This is a genomic window from Candidatus Palauibacter scopulicola (assembly GCF_947581915.1).
Classification (GTDB): Bacteria; Gemmatimonadota; Gemmatimonadetes; order Palauibacterales; family Palauibacteraceae; genus Palauibacter; species Palauibacter scopulicola.
Window position 1 is genome coordinate 64,258 of record NZ_CANPWG010000021.1, and the last position, 18,344, is coordinate 82,601.

Below are 18,344 nucleotides of genomic sequence, written 5' to 3' on the forward strand. Positions count from 1 at the left end.
ATGCAGCCAGCGCGGCGCCGCGGCGTACCGGCCACGGTGCTTCTCGGAGCAGCGTTCCTGCTCGCGGCCCAAGCGGCGCAGGCGCAGTCTCCCGCCCCGCCTCCCCCCACGGTCGAAGAGATCGACGCGTGGGTCGAGGACGCGATGGCCCGGTGGGAAGTGCCCGGGCTGGGTCTGGCCATCGTGCATGAGGGCGAGAGCTACGTGTCCACCGGCTACGGCGTGCGCGAACTGGGTCGGGACACGCCCGTCGACGGAGGGACGCTGTTTAGCATCGGCTCCTGCTCGAAGGCGTTCGGAGCCGCCACCATCGCGTCCCTGGTCGAAGAGGGGAAGCTGCGCTGGGATGACCGCATCACGGACCACATCCCGTGGTTCCGTCTCCACGACCCGTGGACGACGCGCGAGATCCGCGTACGCGACATCGTCACGCACCGCGTCGGAACCGGGAGCAATCAGCCGCTGCGCCCGCTCGTCACGGACCGGCGAGACTATCTCATGCGCCTCCCCCACACCGACCCGGACCACGCGTTCCGCGACCGCTACGGGTACACGAACGACATGTTCGTCCTCACGGGCCACCTCGTGGAAACCGTCTCGGGAACGGACTGGGACTCCTACGCGCGCGCGAAGCTCTGGAATCCGCTGGGGATGACGACGACGACCGCGCGCATGGCGCCCGCAAACGCGAGCCCGAACCACGCCGAGCCGCACGCCATCATTGAGCGGCGGTTCATCGGAAACGCGGCGACCACGGGCATGCCGCTGGAGCCCGTGCCGTGGCAGTACGCGGAGGACGTCACCGTGCCCTCGGGCGGCGTGATCACGTCGGCCGACGAGATCACCGAGTGGATGCGGTTCCACGTCGGCACGCATCCGAATCCGCCGCTCTCCCGGGCATCGGTCGAACTCATGCACACGCCGCACACCGTGATACGGAACCCGAGCAGCTGGATGCCGTTCGAGGGGCCGGGCGCGTACGCGATGGGCTGGTCGACGGGGAGGTTCGGGGACGTCACGGGCGTGGGCCACGGGGGGAACGCTCTGGGGTTCAACTGCTCGATCGCGCTGGCGCCGGAACAGGGCTTCGGCGTGTGGGCGACGACGAACCGGAACTCCGAGTTGCCGTGGGTGCTCACGAAGTGGGCGATGGCGCGTTTCGTGGGCACGGAGGAGCTGCGGAACCGCGACTGGCACGCGGAATTCGAGCGGAGCGTCGCCGAGGGGAACCGGCGGACCTTCGAGGCGGAGGAGGCACGGCAGGCGGCCCGGCTGGACCAGGGTCCCTCGGTGCCGCTCGAGGCCTACGCCGGGACGTACCGCAACGGCTACGCCGGTGAGCTGCGCATTCGCCTGACGGACGAAGCGATCCCGCCGCTCATGCCTGCCGAGGGCCGGCTGGGCCGGTGGGACGGGACGCCCGGCGTACACGAACGCCCGGCCGCGAGCGCATCGGCCGGCGCCGCACGCAACGGGGCGCGTAACGGATCCGCGACCGGAACCGGCGAGTCGACCGGCGAACTGCGGCTCGTGGCCGAGTTCGATGGTCGGGAACGTCCCGTGCGCATGCCGCTCGAGCACTGGCACGTCGACCGGTTCGACATGTGGTTCGGCGACGTCCGGATCGGCGTCTCGTTCCTGCTGGACGACACCGCGCGCGTGACGGGCGTCGAGCTGGACTACTACGGCCGCTTCGACCGCATGCCCTGACGGGTCAGCGGACGTAGAGCCGGTTCGCGTAGCTGTAGGCCGTGACCGCCGACACGATGTGGCAAACCCAGCCCAGTGTGCCGCCGGTGCCGAGCCACAGGCCGGGGGTCACCAGCAACCAGAAGAGTCCGCGCAGGAACTTGCCGTTGTACCACTGGCCGACGCCCGGCACGAGAAAGCTCAGCACGGCGGCTGTCAGCGGGTTCTTCACGTATTCCTCCCCATGCATCATCCGGGTTCCTCGACCGGCGGGACAACGCCCGCGCCGTGACCTCCTACGCGGGGTCGGCGATACGGGTTTCCGGACCGGCGGCCTTCAGCCCGTGGAGCAGCCGCCGAGGTGCCGCGTGAAGAACTCCTCCAGGCGCGACCAGGTGTCGACGCGATTGTCCGGGTTCCGGAAACCGTGCGCTTCGTCCGGGTACGTCTTCACCTCGACGCTCTTGCCGAGCCGCTCGAATTCGGCCACCGCGTTCTCGAAGTTCTGGATCGGCACGCGGCGGTCGAGTTCTCCGTGCATGAGGAGGACTGGCGCCGTGATGTCGGCGATGCGCGACACAACGTTGCTCTTGGCGTACGTGTCGGGGCGCTCCTCCGGGGTCCCGCCGTGTCCGGTGACGGAGAAGATCTTCCCCAGCCGGTCCGTGTACTCGAGCGTGTTCAGCTTCGAGTAGGCGCCGCGCATGGGGACGGCCGCATCGAACCTGTCCGGCGTCAGGCTGATCGCGGACAGCGACATGCTGCCGCCGTAGCTGCCGCCGTAGATCCCCACCTTCCCGTTCACCCCGGGGAGCGTGCGCAGGAAATCGGCCGCCGCGCCGGCATCGCGCGCCTGGTCCCACAGCCAGTCCTCGACGGAGAGATCCTGGAACTCGCGCCCGAAGCCCGAACCGCCCCGGTAGTTGATGGCGAGGACCACGAACCCCTTCGAGGCGAGGTACTGTTCGGTGAGGTTCAGGCCCCGCTGGTAGGAGTTCGTCCCGCCCCCGTGGACCTGGACGAGCGCCGGGCACACGGCCCCCGCCGCCCGTTGTGGCGGGTCGTAGAGGAAGCCCTGGATCCGGAGTCCGTCGAAGCTCGGGAAGGCGATCTCCCGGGGCGCCGCGACGGACCGCCAGGACGGCGAGAACGAGGTCAGACGCCGGGGGATGCCTCCGATCAGATCGAGGGCGTACGCTTCCCCTCCCCCCGTCGGCGACGAGTGGACGAAGGCGACGGTCCCGGCGCCCGCGGTGTGGCTGACGGAGGAGATCGTCCCCTCCATGTGCGTGACGCGGGTGGCTACCCCTCCGGCGGCCGGCACGGCCCACACGTTGACGGTGCCGCGTTCGAGGTAGGGGAAGTAGATGAACGCGCCGTCCGCCGACCACGACGGAGCGTGCCGCATGGCCGCGTCGGTCGCATAGACCTGCATGTCCACGATGCGCTCCGACGCCCCGGCGCCCGCCTCCAGGCCCTCGACCACGTAGATGTAGGAGAGGTCCTCGTACCAGTACTCATCCTTGGCCGTGCCGAACACGGCGATCCGGTCGCCCTCCGGCGACCACACCGGGGTGGACATCGCCATCAGCGTGCGGGTGAGTTGCCGGCGGTCTCCGGTCTCGATGTCGACGACCCAGAGGTCGTCGTGCCAGTAGTCGGAGGCGTTCGACACGTAGAGGATCTCGCGGCCGTCCGGCCGCCAGGCGGGCGCGAAGCGCGGATCGTCGAGGGCCATCGCGGCCTCGGTCAACTGGCGCGGCGGGGTCGAGCCGTCGGCCGGCACGAGCCAGATGTCCTGGTGGCCGCTGGCGGTCGAGTAGAAGGCGATCGTCCGTCCATCCGGGGAGAAGGCCGGCGCCCGCACCCCCTCCATGCGGTCCATCAGCGGGCGCGCTTCGACATCGCCCACCTCCGCGACGTGGACCTGGCCGCCGGCCGAGAAGGCGATTCGCTGGCCGCCGGGCGCCCAGGCCGGATTCGAACCCTGGAGCCAGAATCGCGGCGTCCCGAAGCCGCCTTCCTCGCCGCGCGTCGCGAGATACAGCCCCGCACCGTCCGGCCCCGAGCCGGAGACCGCGAGGTGACGTCCGTCCGGCGAGATCGAGACGCCGCGCACCCCCGTGTTGCTGCGGTGGATGTTGTCGAGCGTGAGGTCAAGCTCCACCGCCGCGCCCCCGCCGGGCGCCGCACCTCCGGGCGCCCCGCACGCGGCCGGGATCAGGATCGAGACGACTGCCGTCGCGTGGAAGCGGCGGCGGGGGGCGCAGGACCGGCGGTGTGGGCGGCGCATCCGAGCCTCCGGGATCTGTGGGCCAAGCGACGCCAGCGTGGTGTTGAGACTAATCGAATTCGAACACGACGCCCAGATCGAAGCCGAGCGCGACGGCGTGGTCGGTACTTGACGGGGTGTCGGCGGACATGCGCCGCCACGACAGGCCCGGCCCGATGCGCGCGCGGCCGAGGCGAAATCGGAGTCCGGCGCCCGCCTCCAGACCGGGGCCCGCACGCGGGGTCTCGCCTTCCGTCCCGACGCGCGTCGTGCCGTAGAGGATGCCGACCCGGCCCCACAGCCAGCCTCGCGACAGTTCCGCACCGAGGGCGGCGTGACTGCCGGTGACGGTCGGCTCTCTCCCGCGGCAGAACCCCTCCCTGCAGCCGAAGGCGGTCCGGACATACCCGGCGGAGACGGCGACCCGCGGGCGCAGCCGTCGCGCAATCCGGATTTCGTACGAGAGGGCGGGAGTCCATTCGAGACCCGCCGCGGTGGACGTGTGACTCCCCACCGCGAGGCCGCTCCGCGCTTCGACGGATGTCTGGGCGGCGGCGCGGCCGGCGATCAACATTCCGGCGGCCATGATCAGCGCCAGGACGAAGCCGGCGCGGAGCCCAGGGCCGTTCACTGCCGCGGCCGCGGGATCCCCTCGCGCGGGACTCCGTCGCTGACCATGAGATCCAACCCTTCCGCCCACGGAGGCGCCTGCCCCGGGTCGCGCAGGATGCCGCGCAGGCGGCGCGTGTCCGGGTCCAGGGCCAGGGCCGTCGCGCGTCCCCCGGAGCGTCCGATCGCGGCCGCGCCGTCCGGACCGGTAAGTTCGACCCGATTCAGCCCATCGGGACCGCCCCAGCGGCCCTCCCAGGGAATCGCGAAGGCGAACTGACCACCGCCGAACTCGACTTCGTCCGGCGTGAAGGAGAAGGAGAACAGGGACCGGCCCGCCACGTCGAACCCTTCCAGGCGATACGGACCCTCCGCGGTCGGTGTCGTCGCGGGCGCGTCGATGACGAAGGCGGGCTCGAGCAGAAGGTCTCCGGCGCCGGCATTCCCCCACAGGAGCAGCGTCGGTTCGGGATCGACGTCCCGCAGGATCAGCGATTCGTGTTCCCGCCGGAACTCCATGGCCTTGACGAAGTGATAGTCGCTGATCCAACTCGGGTCGCAGTAGGTCATCAGGTCCCAATACTCGGCCGGATCGACCATCCGCGTGTTCCCGCGCCGGGTTTCGTATCCGAAGACCCCGATGGAGCCATCCTCGTACGGGAAGTCCGGATCCGGGTTCACGGCCAAACCGCAGGGCGCATGCCGGAGCCCCATGTTGTGCCCCAGTTCGTGGGCGAACGTGTCGAGATCGAGGATCCCCACGCCGACCGGCCTGCCGATGTAGCCCAGGCCCTTGAAGGGGGCGTCGGGAGGCGCCGCAAGGGCGGCGTAGTAGTAGTCGCGCCGCCGCTCCGTGAGCCGGAGCACGCTGATCTCGCGCAGGAGCCCCAACCAGCCTTCCGCCGTCTTCAGGTCCACTGTCGTCTGGTACGGCTCGTGTACCGTGAGTTCCAGTTCACCGATCGGGAGTATCGAGCGCACGAACCCGATCCTGGCGTCTGTGGCGGTCATCCCGTCGACCCAGCTCAGCGCCGCCTGCGTATCCGCGGAGTGCAACACCGGCACCACCGTCAGGCCCAGCGGGGGAACGGCCACCACATCCAGCTTCAGGCGCCCTTCGGCGGGCACGCGCCGGTCGCTTCCCGGATCCGCCGGCACGATGCCGTCGGGATCCAGTTCCACCACGAGTTCGACCCCGGGCTGGAGGACCCGGCCCGGGACCACTCCGTTGAACGATCGGTCCAGCCTGCCTTCCTCGGCCTCCAGCGGGATCCGGTCCGAGGCCGGGTCCAGCCGCATCGTGTGGATCGGTGCGCCAGCGTGATGGAAGGTCGCCAGCGGGCGGGGACGATAGAAGCTCGTCTTGTCACCCGTGACGAAGACGCGAAGGAGTGCGGGCCGGCCCGCGATCAGAGGAATATCTCCGCCCAGCGTCTGGACCGCCTGCGTCAGGTGCACGGCGGACGCCTCGAGCTTCACGCTCAACGGGTTCACCCTTACCCAGGCTCCGGCCTGCAGGCTCGCCACCTCCGCGGCCACCCGCGTCTCGTACCCCCCCTCGAGGCCGATGACCTCCCCGTCCGAGCTGACGGAGGCGACGGACGGATCGGCCGCGGACCAGCGCGGAGACGCCCAGGCCGGAATACTGCTGAAGGCCGCGCCGCTCTGGTCCAGCACCCGCACCCGATACCGGACGGCCTCACCTTCGAGGACGGTGGCGTCGGCGGGGAGAAGCTCGAGCGCGCCCGGAACCCGTTCGGGCTGCGATGCCAGGTCGCTGCAGCCGGCCGCCGCGAGGACCGCGAGTAGAAATCGCCTGTTCACGCTGCCCACCTTGTTCGCCCGCCGCATCATGAGCAAGCCGGACGCCCGGCGGCCCGGGGCGGTCACGACGCCGAAGCGCGCATTTGACGCAACCCCGCGGCGATGAACGTCCACTGCAGCAGCATCTGGTCGCGCACCGGCATGGGGACCAGTCCGTTCTTCCTCGCGTCGGCGGAGACGGCGTCCGGTGCGGCCCCCTCGGACAGGTCGTGCCTCCAGCCGTCGAGCCGTCGCTTCCAGCGTTCGGCGACCGGATCCGGCGGGCCGGGCCTGTCGCCCACACCCGGGAGGATGAAGAGCGGCATCTCCGAGACGAGCGTGAGCGTGTCGTGGCCGAAGGAGCGCAGCGTTTCCATCGAACTCGGCCAGAAGCGCGACGCCGTCTCGGAGTCGCCGAGGGCTTCGAAGTGGGCGGCCATCCGTCTCGAGTCGGGCCGTGAGGCGAATCCCCGCTCGAAGCGGAAGAAACCCTTCTCGCCGTGACGCTCGACGTCGTGCAGCCGGTAACCGAGCGCCCGTGCGCGCCGGCGGCAGGAGGCCTTCAGCGCTTCGCAGCGGTCCTCCCATGCGCGGTCGATGAGGAAGAAGGGACCCGCGGCGAACCCCATCCCGTGCAGGGAGGCGTGCAGCGCGAACGGTCGATCGCAGGTGCGCCACCAGTCGTAGGCCGCGCGGTTCTCGGGCCGGGCGCCGGGATCGGCGTCGTCGCGCGGGAAGCCGAATTCGATGTCGTCGCCGGGCAGTTCCCGCACCTTGCCCGCCAGGTATCGCCCGAGGTCGTACGTTGCCGTATCGGGATCCTGCCACGGCGCGTTGCGGCGCTCGCCGTCCGGATTGATGTGCGGGATGATCCACCACTGATGGCGGGTGAGCATCGGATCCTCGGCGTCGAGTCCCGCGAGGTAGCCGGCGAGACGACGCAGGAGGCGCGGACCCACCGGTTCGTCGGCGTGGCAGCCGCCGAGCAGACTCACGGCCTCGGGCCCCCGCCCGAAGCGGTAGCCCGGCACGGGCCGCCCTTCGCGGGACGACCCGAGGACGCACCCTGCACCCGCGGGAACGTCGGGGGATGCCATGATGCCGTCGAACCGTGCTGTCAGCGGGGTCTCGATCGGCCTCTCCTTTCCGGCCGGCGGATCCGGATCCCGCTCCCGGTCGCGCCGGGGTTGGGCGGTGTCCTCCGTCACCCTACATTGGGTTCCCCTTCGCGTCACCTCGCGGCGGGAATACGCCGGAACCGGGAGTCCGATCGAAGATGATGGATGTCCTGACCCCGATCGTCGTTCTGGGGCTGATGCTGGCCGCGCTGGCAGGTTTTTTCGTCGGCTGGTGGATCCGAGGCCGACAGATCGCCGGAAGAGAGCTGACGCTCAAGCGTCGGTTCGACAACCGCCTCTCCGCCATTGAAGAGGACTCGCGGCGGGTGCTGGAGCGCGCGCGGATCGAATCGGAGGCGGCGCGGCAGAAGGTCGAGGCCGAGCGGGACAGCCTCTACACCCGCCTCTCGAAGCTGGACCCCGAGGTGGGCCGGATGCTGGCTCCGGCGCGGCGCGCCGGCCTCCCCCGGACGCGAGCGGGTCGCAGGCGCACTGCGCGTCCCCTGGCCGTGGAAGGGGTGGGCGTCGGGGCCACGCGCGAGCGCGACGATCTGACGCGCATCAAGGGAATCGGCCCCACCTTCGAGGCACGCCTGAACGCGATGGGCTACCGGACGTACCTCGATCTGGCCCGGTGGACCTCCGAAGACCTCGACGCCCTCGGCAGGGGGCTCGGCGCACGGATCCGGCTCAAGGAGTGGTCCGAGCGGGCGGCCGAACTCCATCGCCGGAAGTACGGTACGTAGCATCGGCGCATCTCCGAACTAGAGCGCCAGCACGATGCCTCGGGCCGGCTCTCCGCTGGCCCGCTCGATCGCTTCGACGTAGCAGGCGACCTGCACCTCGTACTCGGTACGCGCCGCGGCGGGGCGGCGGTCCGTCTTGTAGTCGACGACCGTCCACCGGGGGCCGGATCCGGTGACCTCGCGGAAGGCGAGGTCCGCGACCCCCTCCACGATGCCCGCGCCTCGCTCCCGGCCCTGCTCTCCATCCGGCGCCACGGCCTCACCCACGTGGAAGACCGGGACCTCGCGCTGAACCGCACCGGGCCCGGAGGCCAGCGCGGCACGCGCCCGGTCGAGCACTTCGTGGTCCAGCGCGCGCGCCACGAGCGCCGCCGCCGCGACGATTTCGGTTTCGGGACTCCCCAGCGTGCGACCCAGCGTACCGGCCAGCGCTTCGACGACGCCGGAGTCCGCGTCGAGGCGGACCGCGGCGAGCATGCGATGGACGAGATCGCCGAACCGCTCGCCGCCCGGACGCCCCGCCCCGTCCGGCCCCTCGGCTTCCGGCCTCGGCACGTCGATCCACGAGACCCGGACGTCGGAGGGGGGCGGCTCGCCGGCATCGGCCGCTTCGGCGGCGCGGCCCGCGATCGCCCGGGCCGTAGTAACGGATATCGTCCGACTTCCCCCGGCCTTCAACCTCGCCGCGCGAGACGCCTGCCACTCCCGGTGCGCGCCGCGCCCCGCCTCGACATCCAGAGTGGGCTGTTCCTCCCTCTCCACCTCGAGCAATCGGCGCTGGCGATCGCCCGCCCGCGGATCCGGGTCCAGATCGAGCGCGGCGGGATCCCACCACACGATGTCCGTGTCCGCTTCAGCGGTATGCAGCCCCGGCGCGACCGAGTCGCTGGGCGTCGGGCGCTGACCACCCTTCCGATCCGGGCGATCGAGGACCGACTCGGCGCGGAAGGCCGGAGCTCCCAGGCCCTCGGCGGAGGACGGTTGACGCCGCGCGCCGCGTGATGGATATACTGCGGGATTCAAAGACTCGAGCCACCATTCGCCGTCTTCCCCGGAGAAGCCTCCGAGCCCGTCTCGGCCGTCGCCAAGGGCCGGCACGACGAGCAGATCGCGCGCCCGCGTGGCCGCCACGTACGCGAGCCGGTCCGCCTCGGCCATTTCCCGGCGCCGCTCGATCTCGGCGTTGTCCAGGATGTCGCGCGGGGTCGCGCCGCAGAGCCGCTGGGCCCAGAGGCGCCGGGCCGGGTCCACGTAGCGCGACGGCGGATCGTGGGCCGCGGCGCAGGTCATGTCCGCCAGGATGACGACCGGGAACTCGAGCCCCTTGGCCTTGTGTACCGTCATCATCCGCACGCCCTCGGTCCCCTCCTCCACTATCGGCGCCTCCTCGGACTGCCCGCGTTCGGCTTCGTCCTCGAGGCGGTCGAGAAACGCCCGGAAGGAAGCGCTGCCCCGGCGCTCGAACGCACGCGCCCGGTCGACGAGCCGAAGGACGTTGGCCAGCGCCTGCTCGCCCGTCGGCCAGATCGCGATGCCCGCGTGGGCGCGGGCGGCCGAGAGCAGGCGCCGGACCGTCTCCGGGATCGGGCGCCGGTTCCGATGCCGATGGAGGTCGCCGAGGAGCCCGAGCACCGTCGCCACATCCCGCAGTTCGGGCTTCAGCGCCGTTCCGTCCTCTCTTCGTCCGTTTCCGCCGGTCTCGCCGTCCGGCCGCCACCCGGCGAGCGGATGCAGCGGACCCACATCGACGCCGAACTCGAACAGTGCGCGATCGCCGAGCGAGAAGAGCGGACCCCGGAGAGCGGCGTAGACCGCCAGCCGGTCGTCCGGCCACTCGATGGCCGTGAGCGCATTCCGGACGGCGAGCACCTCCTCGCGATCGTGGTACGAGCGGCCACCGACCAGCACATGGGGAACGGCGCGGGCCTCGAGCGCACGCACGTAGGGGCGCGTCACATCCTCTCCCCACTTCTGAAAGCGGCGGAAGAGGAGGCAGATATGGCGGGCCTGGACCGGAACCGGATCCTCGGGGCGCTCCCGTTCCGTCACGACCCAGCCCGACTCGCGGACCAGCCAGCGCACCATCTCTCCGACCGCGACGGGGAGGGATTCCTCGATCTCGATGCCCCGCACCTTGCCGAAGCGTCCGTACGGTTTCGGGACCGGCAGGGCGATGACGGCGGGCTGGCTTGCGGTGTCCGCGCGGAAGGGCGCGAGCGGCACGTAGGCCGCCTGGCTGCCGTCCTCGCTCGCCTTCATGCGGGTCTCGAACGCCCCGTTCACCGCGGCCTGCAGGCGCGGCTGCGACCGGAAGCTCGTGGACAGGTGCAGCACGCGGGCATTCGCGTCCCGCAGGCGCCGTTTCGTCTTCTCGTACAGCATCACGTCCGCCCGGCGGAAGCGGTAGATCGACTGCTTCGGATCGCCGACGACGAAGAGCTTGCCCCTCGCGGGCACGATGCGCTCCGGCCGCGTCTCCGTCGGGTCCTCGCCGCACAGGAGGAGGAGGATCTCGACCTGCAGCGGATCGGTGTCCTGGAACTCGTCGACGAAGAACCGCATGAATCGTTTGCGGTAGTGCGCCCGGATCTCCGCATTGTCGCGCAGGAGGTCCCGCGCCCGGAGCAGGAGGTCCACGAAATCGAGGCAACCGTCGCGGCGTTTCGCCCTCTCGTACCGCTCCGTCACGGGCCAGAGTTCGCCCCGCAGGTGCGCCGCCAGGTCCGCGTCCGCCGTCTGCAGGATCTCCTCGACCTGCGCCCTGACCTCGTCGCGGCGGGCGACGACATCCGCCTTCGCGAGGCCGCCGCCGAAATCGCGCGAGCGGAACCCGCGCCAGAACCAGCCGCGCCAGCGGGCGCCCACGAAGGACCGCAACCAGGCTTCCAGGTAGTCATGATCGCGCCCGCGAGTCTGCTCCCGCCGTTCGATCTCGCGCACGCCGCGTTCGATGTGGCGCAGGTTCTTCGTGAGAAAATCGTCCGGGCGGGAGGCCAAGGGGGCGAACGCGGCGAGTTCCCGCAGAAGGTCGAGCGCGCGGTCGAGTTGGGCCTCCCGGTCCCACTCGGGTCTGGACCACGGCGCATCGAAGTCGCGCTGGTCCACGAGACTGCCGACGGCCGCCCGCAGGGCCGCGCGCGGACCGCCCGAATTCCGCCGATAGTGACGGCGCAGCGCCCGCCTCACGCCGGGACCGGGGTCCGCCAGCGCGCCCTCGAACCAGCCCTCGAAGGCGCCATCGAGGAGACGGCCGGCTTCGTCGTCCGCGGCGACCCGGAACGCCGGATCGACGCCGGCCTCGATCGGCCGCTCGCGCAACAGGTCGGCGCAGAAGCCGTGAATCGTGCCGATGTGCGCGAGTTCCAGGTGGCCGAGCGCACGCGAGAAACGGTCACGGGCGCCCCCCTCGCCCTCAGCCTGCCGGGCCTCCTCGATGGCCGCCCGCAGTCGGAGCTTCATCTCGCCGGCCGCCTTCTCCGTGAAGGTGACGGCGACGATGTCCTCCAGCGTGTCCGGTCCGCGTCTCAGCACCTCGACGATTCGGTCCGTGAGCGCGGTCGTCTTCCCCGTCCCGGCCGCCGCCTCGACGAAGAGCGTGTCATCGAGATCGTACCGGATCGCGTCGCGGGCCTCCTGGTCGGCAAGTCCGACGGGCCGGGTCACGGGTATTCCCTCAGGCGCCGCAGCTCGACCGGCGGAGGCTTGCGCCGGGTGCGGCGTTCCTCGTCGGGCCCGCACACCTGCCGGTAGTCGCACCAGCGGCACGCGTCCTCCCGCGGGAGCGCCGGGAAACTCCCGGCCTCGAAGGCCCCGCTCACGATCTCGCTCAGGAGCCCCGCCGCTTCGAGCGCGCGGTCGTCGAGCGGTACGACGTGGTCCCGGAACTCGCCATCCGCGGTGCAGTAGTAGAGCCGGCCCGATTCCACCCGCTGCTCCGGGAACAGCGACTGCGCGGCGAGCGCGTAGAGGACCGGCTGCAGGAGTTCGCCTCCCTGGATCGTCGCGCCCGCCTTGGCCCGGTGCCGACCCGTCTTGTGGTCCGTGACTCGCAGGACGCCGGCCGGCGTCCGTTCGATCAGGTCGATCGCGCCGCGGAGCTTCAGCCCGACCGCCAGGTCGACGGGTTCCCCCACGGAGTGCGCGTCGCGGTTGGGGTCCCGGGGGAGGCCGAAGGAGAGCTCGAAGCGCCACGGCTCGTAGGGCGACCGACTGTCGCGCTCGCGCAGCAGCCACTCCCGCAGGTCCTGCCGGATCGCTTCGATGCCGTCGTCCCAGATCCGGTCGATCGCCGGCACGAGACGGTCGCGGAAGTCCCCCGCCACCTTCTCTAGCACCTCCTCGAGGAGTTCGGACACCCGCGCATCGTTCTCCGGTCCCACGGGAAGGAGGGGCCGGTCCTTCGTGCTCTCGGCCTGGAGCCGGGTCAGGAGTTCGAACTGGACCTGGTGTACGAGCGAACCGCGCTGCAGCGGGTCGAGCGCCTCGATCCCGAGCGGGGCCTCGCGCGGCCGCAGGCCTTGAATCGCCTGCAGATAGAAGCGGTACGGGCATGCCGCGAAGTGCTGCAGCGCCGTCGCCGAGTAGGGACGCGCGCCGGGCGACTGCTCCGCCAGCGCTTCCGCGGCTCGCTCCGAGAGCTGAACGAGTCCGTCCGCCCACGTCCAGCGCGGCACCTCCCAGCGGTAGGCGCGGAAACGGAGGGCACGCGCGAGATGGGGGTTCGAGTGGAGGAGATGACCCGCGGCCTTCACCGCGCGTTCGCCGCGGAGATCGTGCCTGTCGAGTTCGTCGAGCACCGCGAGGTCGTACTCCGCCTCGTCGATCGCCTGCGCGCGGGATTTCGGCGCCGGCCATCCGATCCGCGCTTCGGAGACCTCTTCCGCCCGCTGCGCAAGTTCCTCGAAGCCGGGCAGCCGGCCCTCCACCGCCTGCATCGCCTCGAGCGCGTAGAAGGAGGGGACGCGGGGCCGGGTCTTCATCGCGTCGATGCGCGGGTAGGAGAGGACGACCTGCTTCCGCGCCGCCCCGACCGCGAGTCTGAACGCGAGCCGCTCCCGCCGCACGCGGCCGGGGTTCGTCTCGAGGCGGCCGGGGGCCAGCCGTTCGCGCATCTCGTCGAGCAGGATCGGGTCTTCCCCGATCTTGGGAGGAAACACGCGCTCGGCCATGCCGGGGACGAACACGACGTCGAAGGCGAGCCCCCGTGCCGCGTCGATGGGCCCGACGAACACGCGGCCGTAGCGATTCCCGGGCGAACGTTCGGCGACCTCCAGGAGCCGGGGCGTGAGCACGCGCAGGACCTCGTCCAGCTCGACCGGGCCCAGCGGCCCCATCGGCGTGAGGTCGGACAGGACGCCGAGCACTTGGCCGGGCCGCCGCAGCGCGCGGGCGGCGAGGGCGTTCAGCGCGGCCAGCCAGCGCGCCCAGCGGGCCTCAGCGGGCAGTTCGGACAGCTCGGCCAGCAGTGGCAGCGCATATGCCCGGAGGAAGGCGAGATTGGCGCGCGTCCCATCGATCCGCGCGGGACGCGGGTCTTCGCCGTCCTCCGCCTCAAGCGCGTCGCGCTTGGACTCGAGCTCCGCGTCGAGACCGTCGAGTCGCCGCTCCCAGCGCTCCAAGCCGCCGACGACGGCCGCGTCGACGAGCAGTTGCTCCCACCGCCGCGGCACCCGATCCGGGTCCTCCCCCTCGTCCGGCACTTCGCCGATCGAGACGTACTCCGAAAAACGAAGCGCCGAGTAGTCTTCGGCCCGGCAACGGAGAAGCGCCAGAAAGGCCCGGCCCGCCGGATTCGGACGCCGGACGCCGCGCGCGAACCAGGGGTGGATTCCCGCACGATTGAGGGCCTCCTCCAGGTACGGCCGATAGTCTTCGGGTTGCCGGAGGAGGATCGCGCACCGGTCGAAGGGCGTTCCGGCCTCGGCGAGCGAGGTGAGCCGCCGGGCGATCTCCACGGCTTCCCGGCCCTCTCCGGGAGCGGAGAACACGGTCACGGCATCGTCCGCGACGGATTCGGGCGGCGCCGGGCCGAAGAGGTTCGCGTGAAGGCGCCGGATCGCCCCCACGGAGGCCCCATCGGTCCGGGGGGGCTCGGAGGTGTGCGCACCCGCTTCTTTCAGCGCCCGCAGCGTGCGGTCATCCCCCTCGGGCACGGTCGCGAGCAGGTCGCAGCCGCGCTCGATGAGGGCCGCGACGAACCGTCCCTCCAGCTCCGTCCAGATCCGGGCGTCGAGAATCAGGAACCGGTCGTCCACGATGCCCCGCCGGGCGTCCGGATCGCGGAGCGCCGACCGCGCGGCCTCGAAGACGGCGGCTCGATCCGCCAGTCCCGCCGCCCTCCACTCCGCCTCGACCGCTTCGCAGAGGGCGGCGAGGTCCCCGTCGACGGGAGCGACCCCGGACGGCGCCACCCCCGCCATGCGAAGGCGGTCCACGGCGTCTCCCACGGCGCGAACGAACCCGGGCGTGTCCGACACCGCGGCCAGGCGGCCGAGTTGCCGCCGATCGAGCCCCGTCAGCGCCCGCGCCACGATGGCGTCGCGCGCCACCGCCTCTCCGGTCGCCCTTCCATCGGCGGCGAGCCGCGAGAGCGCGACGTCGCGGGCCAGGAGGGAGAGCGTAGTGCGGCGCCAGCCCATCGCGGCCCCGGCCGTCCGCGCCCCGCGCAGCAGCAGTTCGTGCGGCCCGGACAGCGTCTCGCCGATGACCGTCGCGCCCGCCCCGGAGGGTTGTTCTTCGAGCCATTTCCGCGCGGCGCCGAAGCGCACGGCGGCGGTCGGGGAGACGATGAAGCGGGCGGAAGGAGCAGACATGTCCACAACCTATCGCCGCGATCGCAACGCGCCATCAACGCCCCGCGAACGATGCACTGCTTGACGCCGCCGAGGGCCGCGGACGATCCTCAGAAATGACCCTCCCGTACCGCTTCGTCTCCGCGTAGCCGCCCGTGGCCGCCATCGACCGCCGCGACTTCGTGCGGGGCGCCGCGCTGACCGGCGCCGGGCTCGCCCTCGGCTGCGGCGGGGAGGGCCGTCGCGCGGGACCGCCATCGGCCGCCGACCCATCGGCCGGCGGCGCGCCGGCTCCTCCTCTGCTCATCGACGGGGCCAGCGTCTTCGATGTCCGGGCCGGCGCCATGCGCCCGGGCACGAGCGTCCTCGTCCGGGCCGGCCGCATCGAAGCCGTCGCCCCCGCCGCCGAGCTGAACGCCGATGCCGACGCCGCCGCGGGCGCGGCGCGCATCGACGGGGCCGGCATCTTCGTCCTCCCCGGCCTCATCGACGCGCACGTGCACGTCACCCACATCCTCTACCAGTCGTACATGACCGGCGACGAGGTCCTGCCCTTCTACCTCGGACACGGGGTGACCTCGATCCGGAGCACGGGGGACAACGTCCCGGCCCAGCGCCTCATCGAGCGCTACGCCGACGACCACCCGGAGATCTCCCCCAACGTCTTCCGGTGCAGCTTCCTCATCGACGGCAACCCGCCCTGGCACCCCGATGTCGGCTGGTACCTGGCGACCCCCGCCGACGTGGAGCCCTTCGTGGCGGACATGGCGGCGTGGGGCGTAAAGACGCTCAAGCTCTATGTCGGCGCCGGGCGCGAGATCGGGCGCCGCGTGATCGAGGTCGGCCACGAACACGGTCTCGTCGTGAGCGGACACCTCCTCGACTATCACACGGCGGACGCCGTGAGCGACGGGCTCGACTGCGTCGAGCACATCTACACGGTGTCCAACTTCCTGCTCGACGACCCCGACGACCGCCATTCGATCAACCTCGACTCGGACGAGGCGCGCCGCCTCATCGACATCATCGCCGAACACGGCGCGCGCGTCGACCCGACGCTCATGGTCTTCTGGGGTACGCTCCTGTTCATGGACCTCCCGGAGGTCTACGGACACCCCGACCACGACCCCATGCCGGCCCGACTCAAGGCGTTCTGGGACAAGGATCGGGAGCGGCGAAGCCTGGACTGGGGCGCGGCCCCGGTCTCGGTGCGCCAGGGGACGTGGGAGAAGTACCTGCGGCTCACCGGCATGCTGCATGAAGCCGGCGTGCAGTTGCTCGTCGGGACCGACGCCCCGGAGCCGCAGGTCGCGCCGGGCGCGTCGCTGCACCACGAGATGGAGTTTCTGGTCGAGGCCGGCATGCCGGCACGAGAGGTCCTCTCCGCCGCCACGCTCGAGAACGCGCGGATTCTGAAGGAGGAGGAGAACCGCGGCGCCGTCGAGGCCGGGCTCGAGGCCGATCTCGTGCTCCTCGAAGCGGACCCTCTCGAGGACATCCGTAACACGAGGCGCATCCGGACCGTAGTGCGCGCCGGACGCCCCCTCGATCCCGCACGCATTCTCGCCGCGGCGCCGGCGGAATAGCGACATGAAATCGCGTTTCTGCAGTTTCGTCAGGAGGCAGTCGATGAAGACGATGAAGACACGACCCTGGACCCTCATCCTTCCGCTGGCCGCGGGACTCGCCTGCGCGGACGCGAGCCGGGACGATTCGTCCTCGGGCACCGTCGAACTGGCGGCGCTCGACGCGGTGTTCGCGGACTACGGCGCTTCGGACGGCCCCGGCTGCGCCTTCGCGGTCTCGCGGGATGGGCAGCAGGTCATGACCCGCGCGTACGGCAGGGCGAACCTCGAGTGGGACCTGCCGAACACGCCCGAGACGGTGTTCGAGCCGGGCTCGGTCTCGAAGCAGTTCACCGCGGCGGCCACGATCCTGCTCGCGCTGGACGGAAGTATCGACCTCGACGACGACATCCGGGAGTACTTCCCGGAGATGCCCGACTACGGCGAGCCCATCACGGTGCGGATGCTCATCCATCACACGAGCGGGCTCCGCGACTGGGGGTCGGTCGCCGGCATCCACGGCTGGGCGCGGACGACCCGGATCCACACCCACAAGCACGCGCTCGACATCGCGAGCCGCCAGCGCGCCCTCAACTACGAGCCGGGCCGCTACTACTCCTACACGAACACGGGATACAACCTCCAGGCGATGCTCGTGGAGCGGGTGACCGGACAGACGTTCGACGAGTTCTCGCAGGAGCGGATCTTCCGCCCCCTCGGCATGACGAAGACGCAGTGGCGGGACGATTTCACCGAGATCGTCGAGGAGCGCTCGATCGGATACCGGCGAGGCGACGACGGCGAATGGCACATGCTGATGCCGTTCGAGAACGTGCACGGGAACGGTGGCCTGCTCACGACCGTCGGCGACCTCCTCAGGTTCACGCGCAACCTCGACACGGGCGAGGTCGGCGGGCCCGAGTTCATCCGGCTCATGCATGAGCAGGGGATGCTCGACTCCGGGCGGCAGATCAGCTATGCGGGCGGGCTCTTCGTCGGCGAGTACAAGGGCGTGCGCGAGGTCCAGCATTCGGGAGGCACCGCGGCGTACCGCGGCTTCCTCACCCGCTTCCCCGACCACGGGCTCGCGGTGTCGGTGATGTGCAACGTGGGCGAGGCCAACCCCGGCGGGCTCGCCCGCGCGGTGGCCGAACTCTACCTCGGCGACGCCATCGACGAGGAGGCGTCGGAGGATCCGGCGGGGGCGGACGTCGATCCAGCCCGCGTCGCCGCGTTCGCGGGCGGATACCGCGACACGCGCACGGGCCAGTTCATGGAGTTGACGGCGGACGGCGCCGCGCTCCGCCTGGGCATGGGACCGGGCGGGATGTCCCTCGCGGCCCTGAGCGAGACCGAGTTCGCCTCCCCGGCGGGCGTGTCCATCGTCTTCGACGCGGCGACCGGTGACGGAGCGAGGCCGGGGGCCACCATGGACACGCCGGTAGCGGACGACGTGAGGATCGAACCGGTGGAGGGATTCGAGCCCAGCGCGTCGGACCTGGCCGCCTACGTGGGCGCCTACCACAGCGACGAGGCGGAAGTGACCTACTGGGTCGAGGTCGAAGACGGCGGGCTCGTACTGAGGGACCGGTACGGGGACGGACCGTCGCTGGAGCCGGTCTATCCCGATGCGTTCAGGCAGGGAGGCAGCACGTTCATCTTCCGGCGCGACGAGGCCGGCCGGGTCACGCAGGCGAGCCTGAGCCAGGGGCGCGTCTGGGACCTGCGCTTCGAACGGGTGCAGTAGCGCG

11 protein-coding genes are annotated in these 18,344 nt (G+C 71.2%); 4 read left to right on the forward strand and 7 right to left on the reverse strand.

The features are described from left to right. Complete coding sequence (locus RN743_RS04275; RefSeq protein ID WP_310776594.1) at positions 1 to 1,710, forward strand: serine hydrolase; 1,710 nt, start codon at positions 1 to 3, stop codon at positions 1,708 to 1,710. A gap of 4 nt (positions 1,711 to 1,714) precedes the next feature. On the opposite strand, the gene RN743_RS04280 is transcribed toward RN743_RS04275, so the two are convergent. The 5 genes from RN743_RS04280 to RN743_RS04300 form a co-directional block, all read right to left on the reverse strand. After that, a complete protein-coding gene (locus RN743_RS04280; protein ID WP_343218985.1) occupies positions 1,715 to 1,939 on the reverse strand; it encodes a hypothetical protein in 225 nt (74 codons plus the stop codon). Between the two features lie 87 nt (positions 1,940 to 2,026). Beyond that, the gene (locus tag RN743_RS04285) at positions 2,027 to 3,982 is read right to left on the reverse strand and encodes a prolyl oligopeptidase family serine peptidase (RefSeq protein WP_310776597.1); all 1,956 of its coding nucleotides are present in this window, start codon (positions 3,980 to 3,982) and stop codon (positions 2,027 to 2,029) included. Between the two features lie 49 nt (positions 3,983 to 4,031). Next, positions 4,032 to 4,592: a hypothetical protein gene (locus tag RN743_RS04290; protein WP_310776599.1), complete on the reverse strand. Its 561-nt coding sequence runs from the start codon at positions 4,590 to 4,592 to the stop codon at positions 4,032 to 4,034. Next, a complete protein-coding gene (locus RN743_RS04295; RefSeq protein ID WP_310776601.1) occupies positions 4,589 to 6,394 on the reverse strand; it encodes a M66 family metalloprotease in 1,806 nt (601 codons plus the stop codon). Before RN743_RS04295 ends, RN743_RS04290 begins: the two co-directional genes overlap by 4 nt. A 62-nt stretch (positions 6,395 to 6,456) precedes the next feature. Beyond that, positions 6,457 to 7,581, reverse strand: coding sequence for a M14 family zinc carboxypeptidase (locus tag RN743_RS04300; protein ID WP_310776603.1), 1,125 nt, complete (start codon positions 7,579 to 7,581; stop codon positions 6,457 to 6,459). Between the two features lie 68 nt (positions 7,582 to 7,649). Between RN743_RS04300 and RN743_RS04305 the strand changes: the two genes are divergently transcribed. Next, on the forward strand, positions 7,650 to 8,237 hold the full coding sequence (locus RN743_RS04305; RefSeq protein WP_310776605.1) for a hypothetical protein: 588 nt from the start codon (positions 7,650 to 7,652) through the stop codon (positions 8,235 to 8,237). A gap of 18 nt (positions 8,238 to 8,255) precedes the next feature. Here the strand turns inward: RN743_RS04305 and RN743_RS04310 are convergent, their stop codons facing one another. Together RN743_RS04310 and RN743_RS04315 are read right to left on the reverse strand one after the other, a co-directional pair. Continuing rightward, positions 8,256 to 11,900 carry a UvrD-helicase domain-containing protein gene (locus tag RN743_RS04310; protein WP_310776607.1) on the reverse strand — a complete coding sequence of 1,215 codons (3,645 nt, stop codon included), beginning with the start codon at positions 11,898 to 11,900 and terminating at the stop codon, positions 8,256 to 8,258. Then, positions 11,897 to 15,049: a PD-(D/E)XK nuclease family protein gene (locus tag RN743_RS04315; protein WP_310776609.1), complete on the reverse strand. Its 3,153-nt coding sequence runs from the start codon at positions 15,047 to 15,049 to the stop codon at positions 11,897 to 11,899. Before RN743_RS04315 ends, RN743_RS04310 begins: the two co-directional genes overlap by 4 nt. Positions 15,050 to 15,183: 134 nt before the next feature. Between RN743_RS04315 and RN743_RS04320 the strand changes: the two genes are divergently transcribed. Both RN743_RS04320 and RN743_RS04325 read left to right on the forward strand, forming a co-directional pair. Beyond that, positions 15,184 to 16,614, forward strand: coding sequence for an amidohydrolase family protein (locus RN743_RS04320; protein WP_310776611.1), 1,431 nt, complete (start codon positions 15,184 to 15,186; stop codon positions 16,612 to 16,614). 43 nt (positions 16,615 to 16,657) lie between these two features. Further along, on the forward strand, positions 16,658 to 18,340 hold the full coding sequence (locus RN743_RS04325; protein WP_310776613.1) for a serine hydrolase domain-containing protein: 1,683 nt from the start codon (positions 16,658 to 16,660) through the stop codon (positions 18,338 to 18,340). Positions 18,341 to 18,344 lie beyond the last annotated feature (4 nt).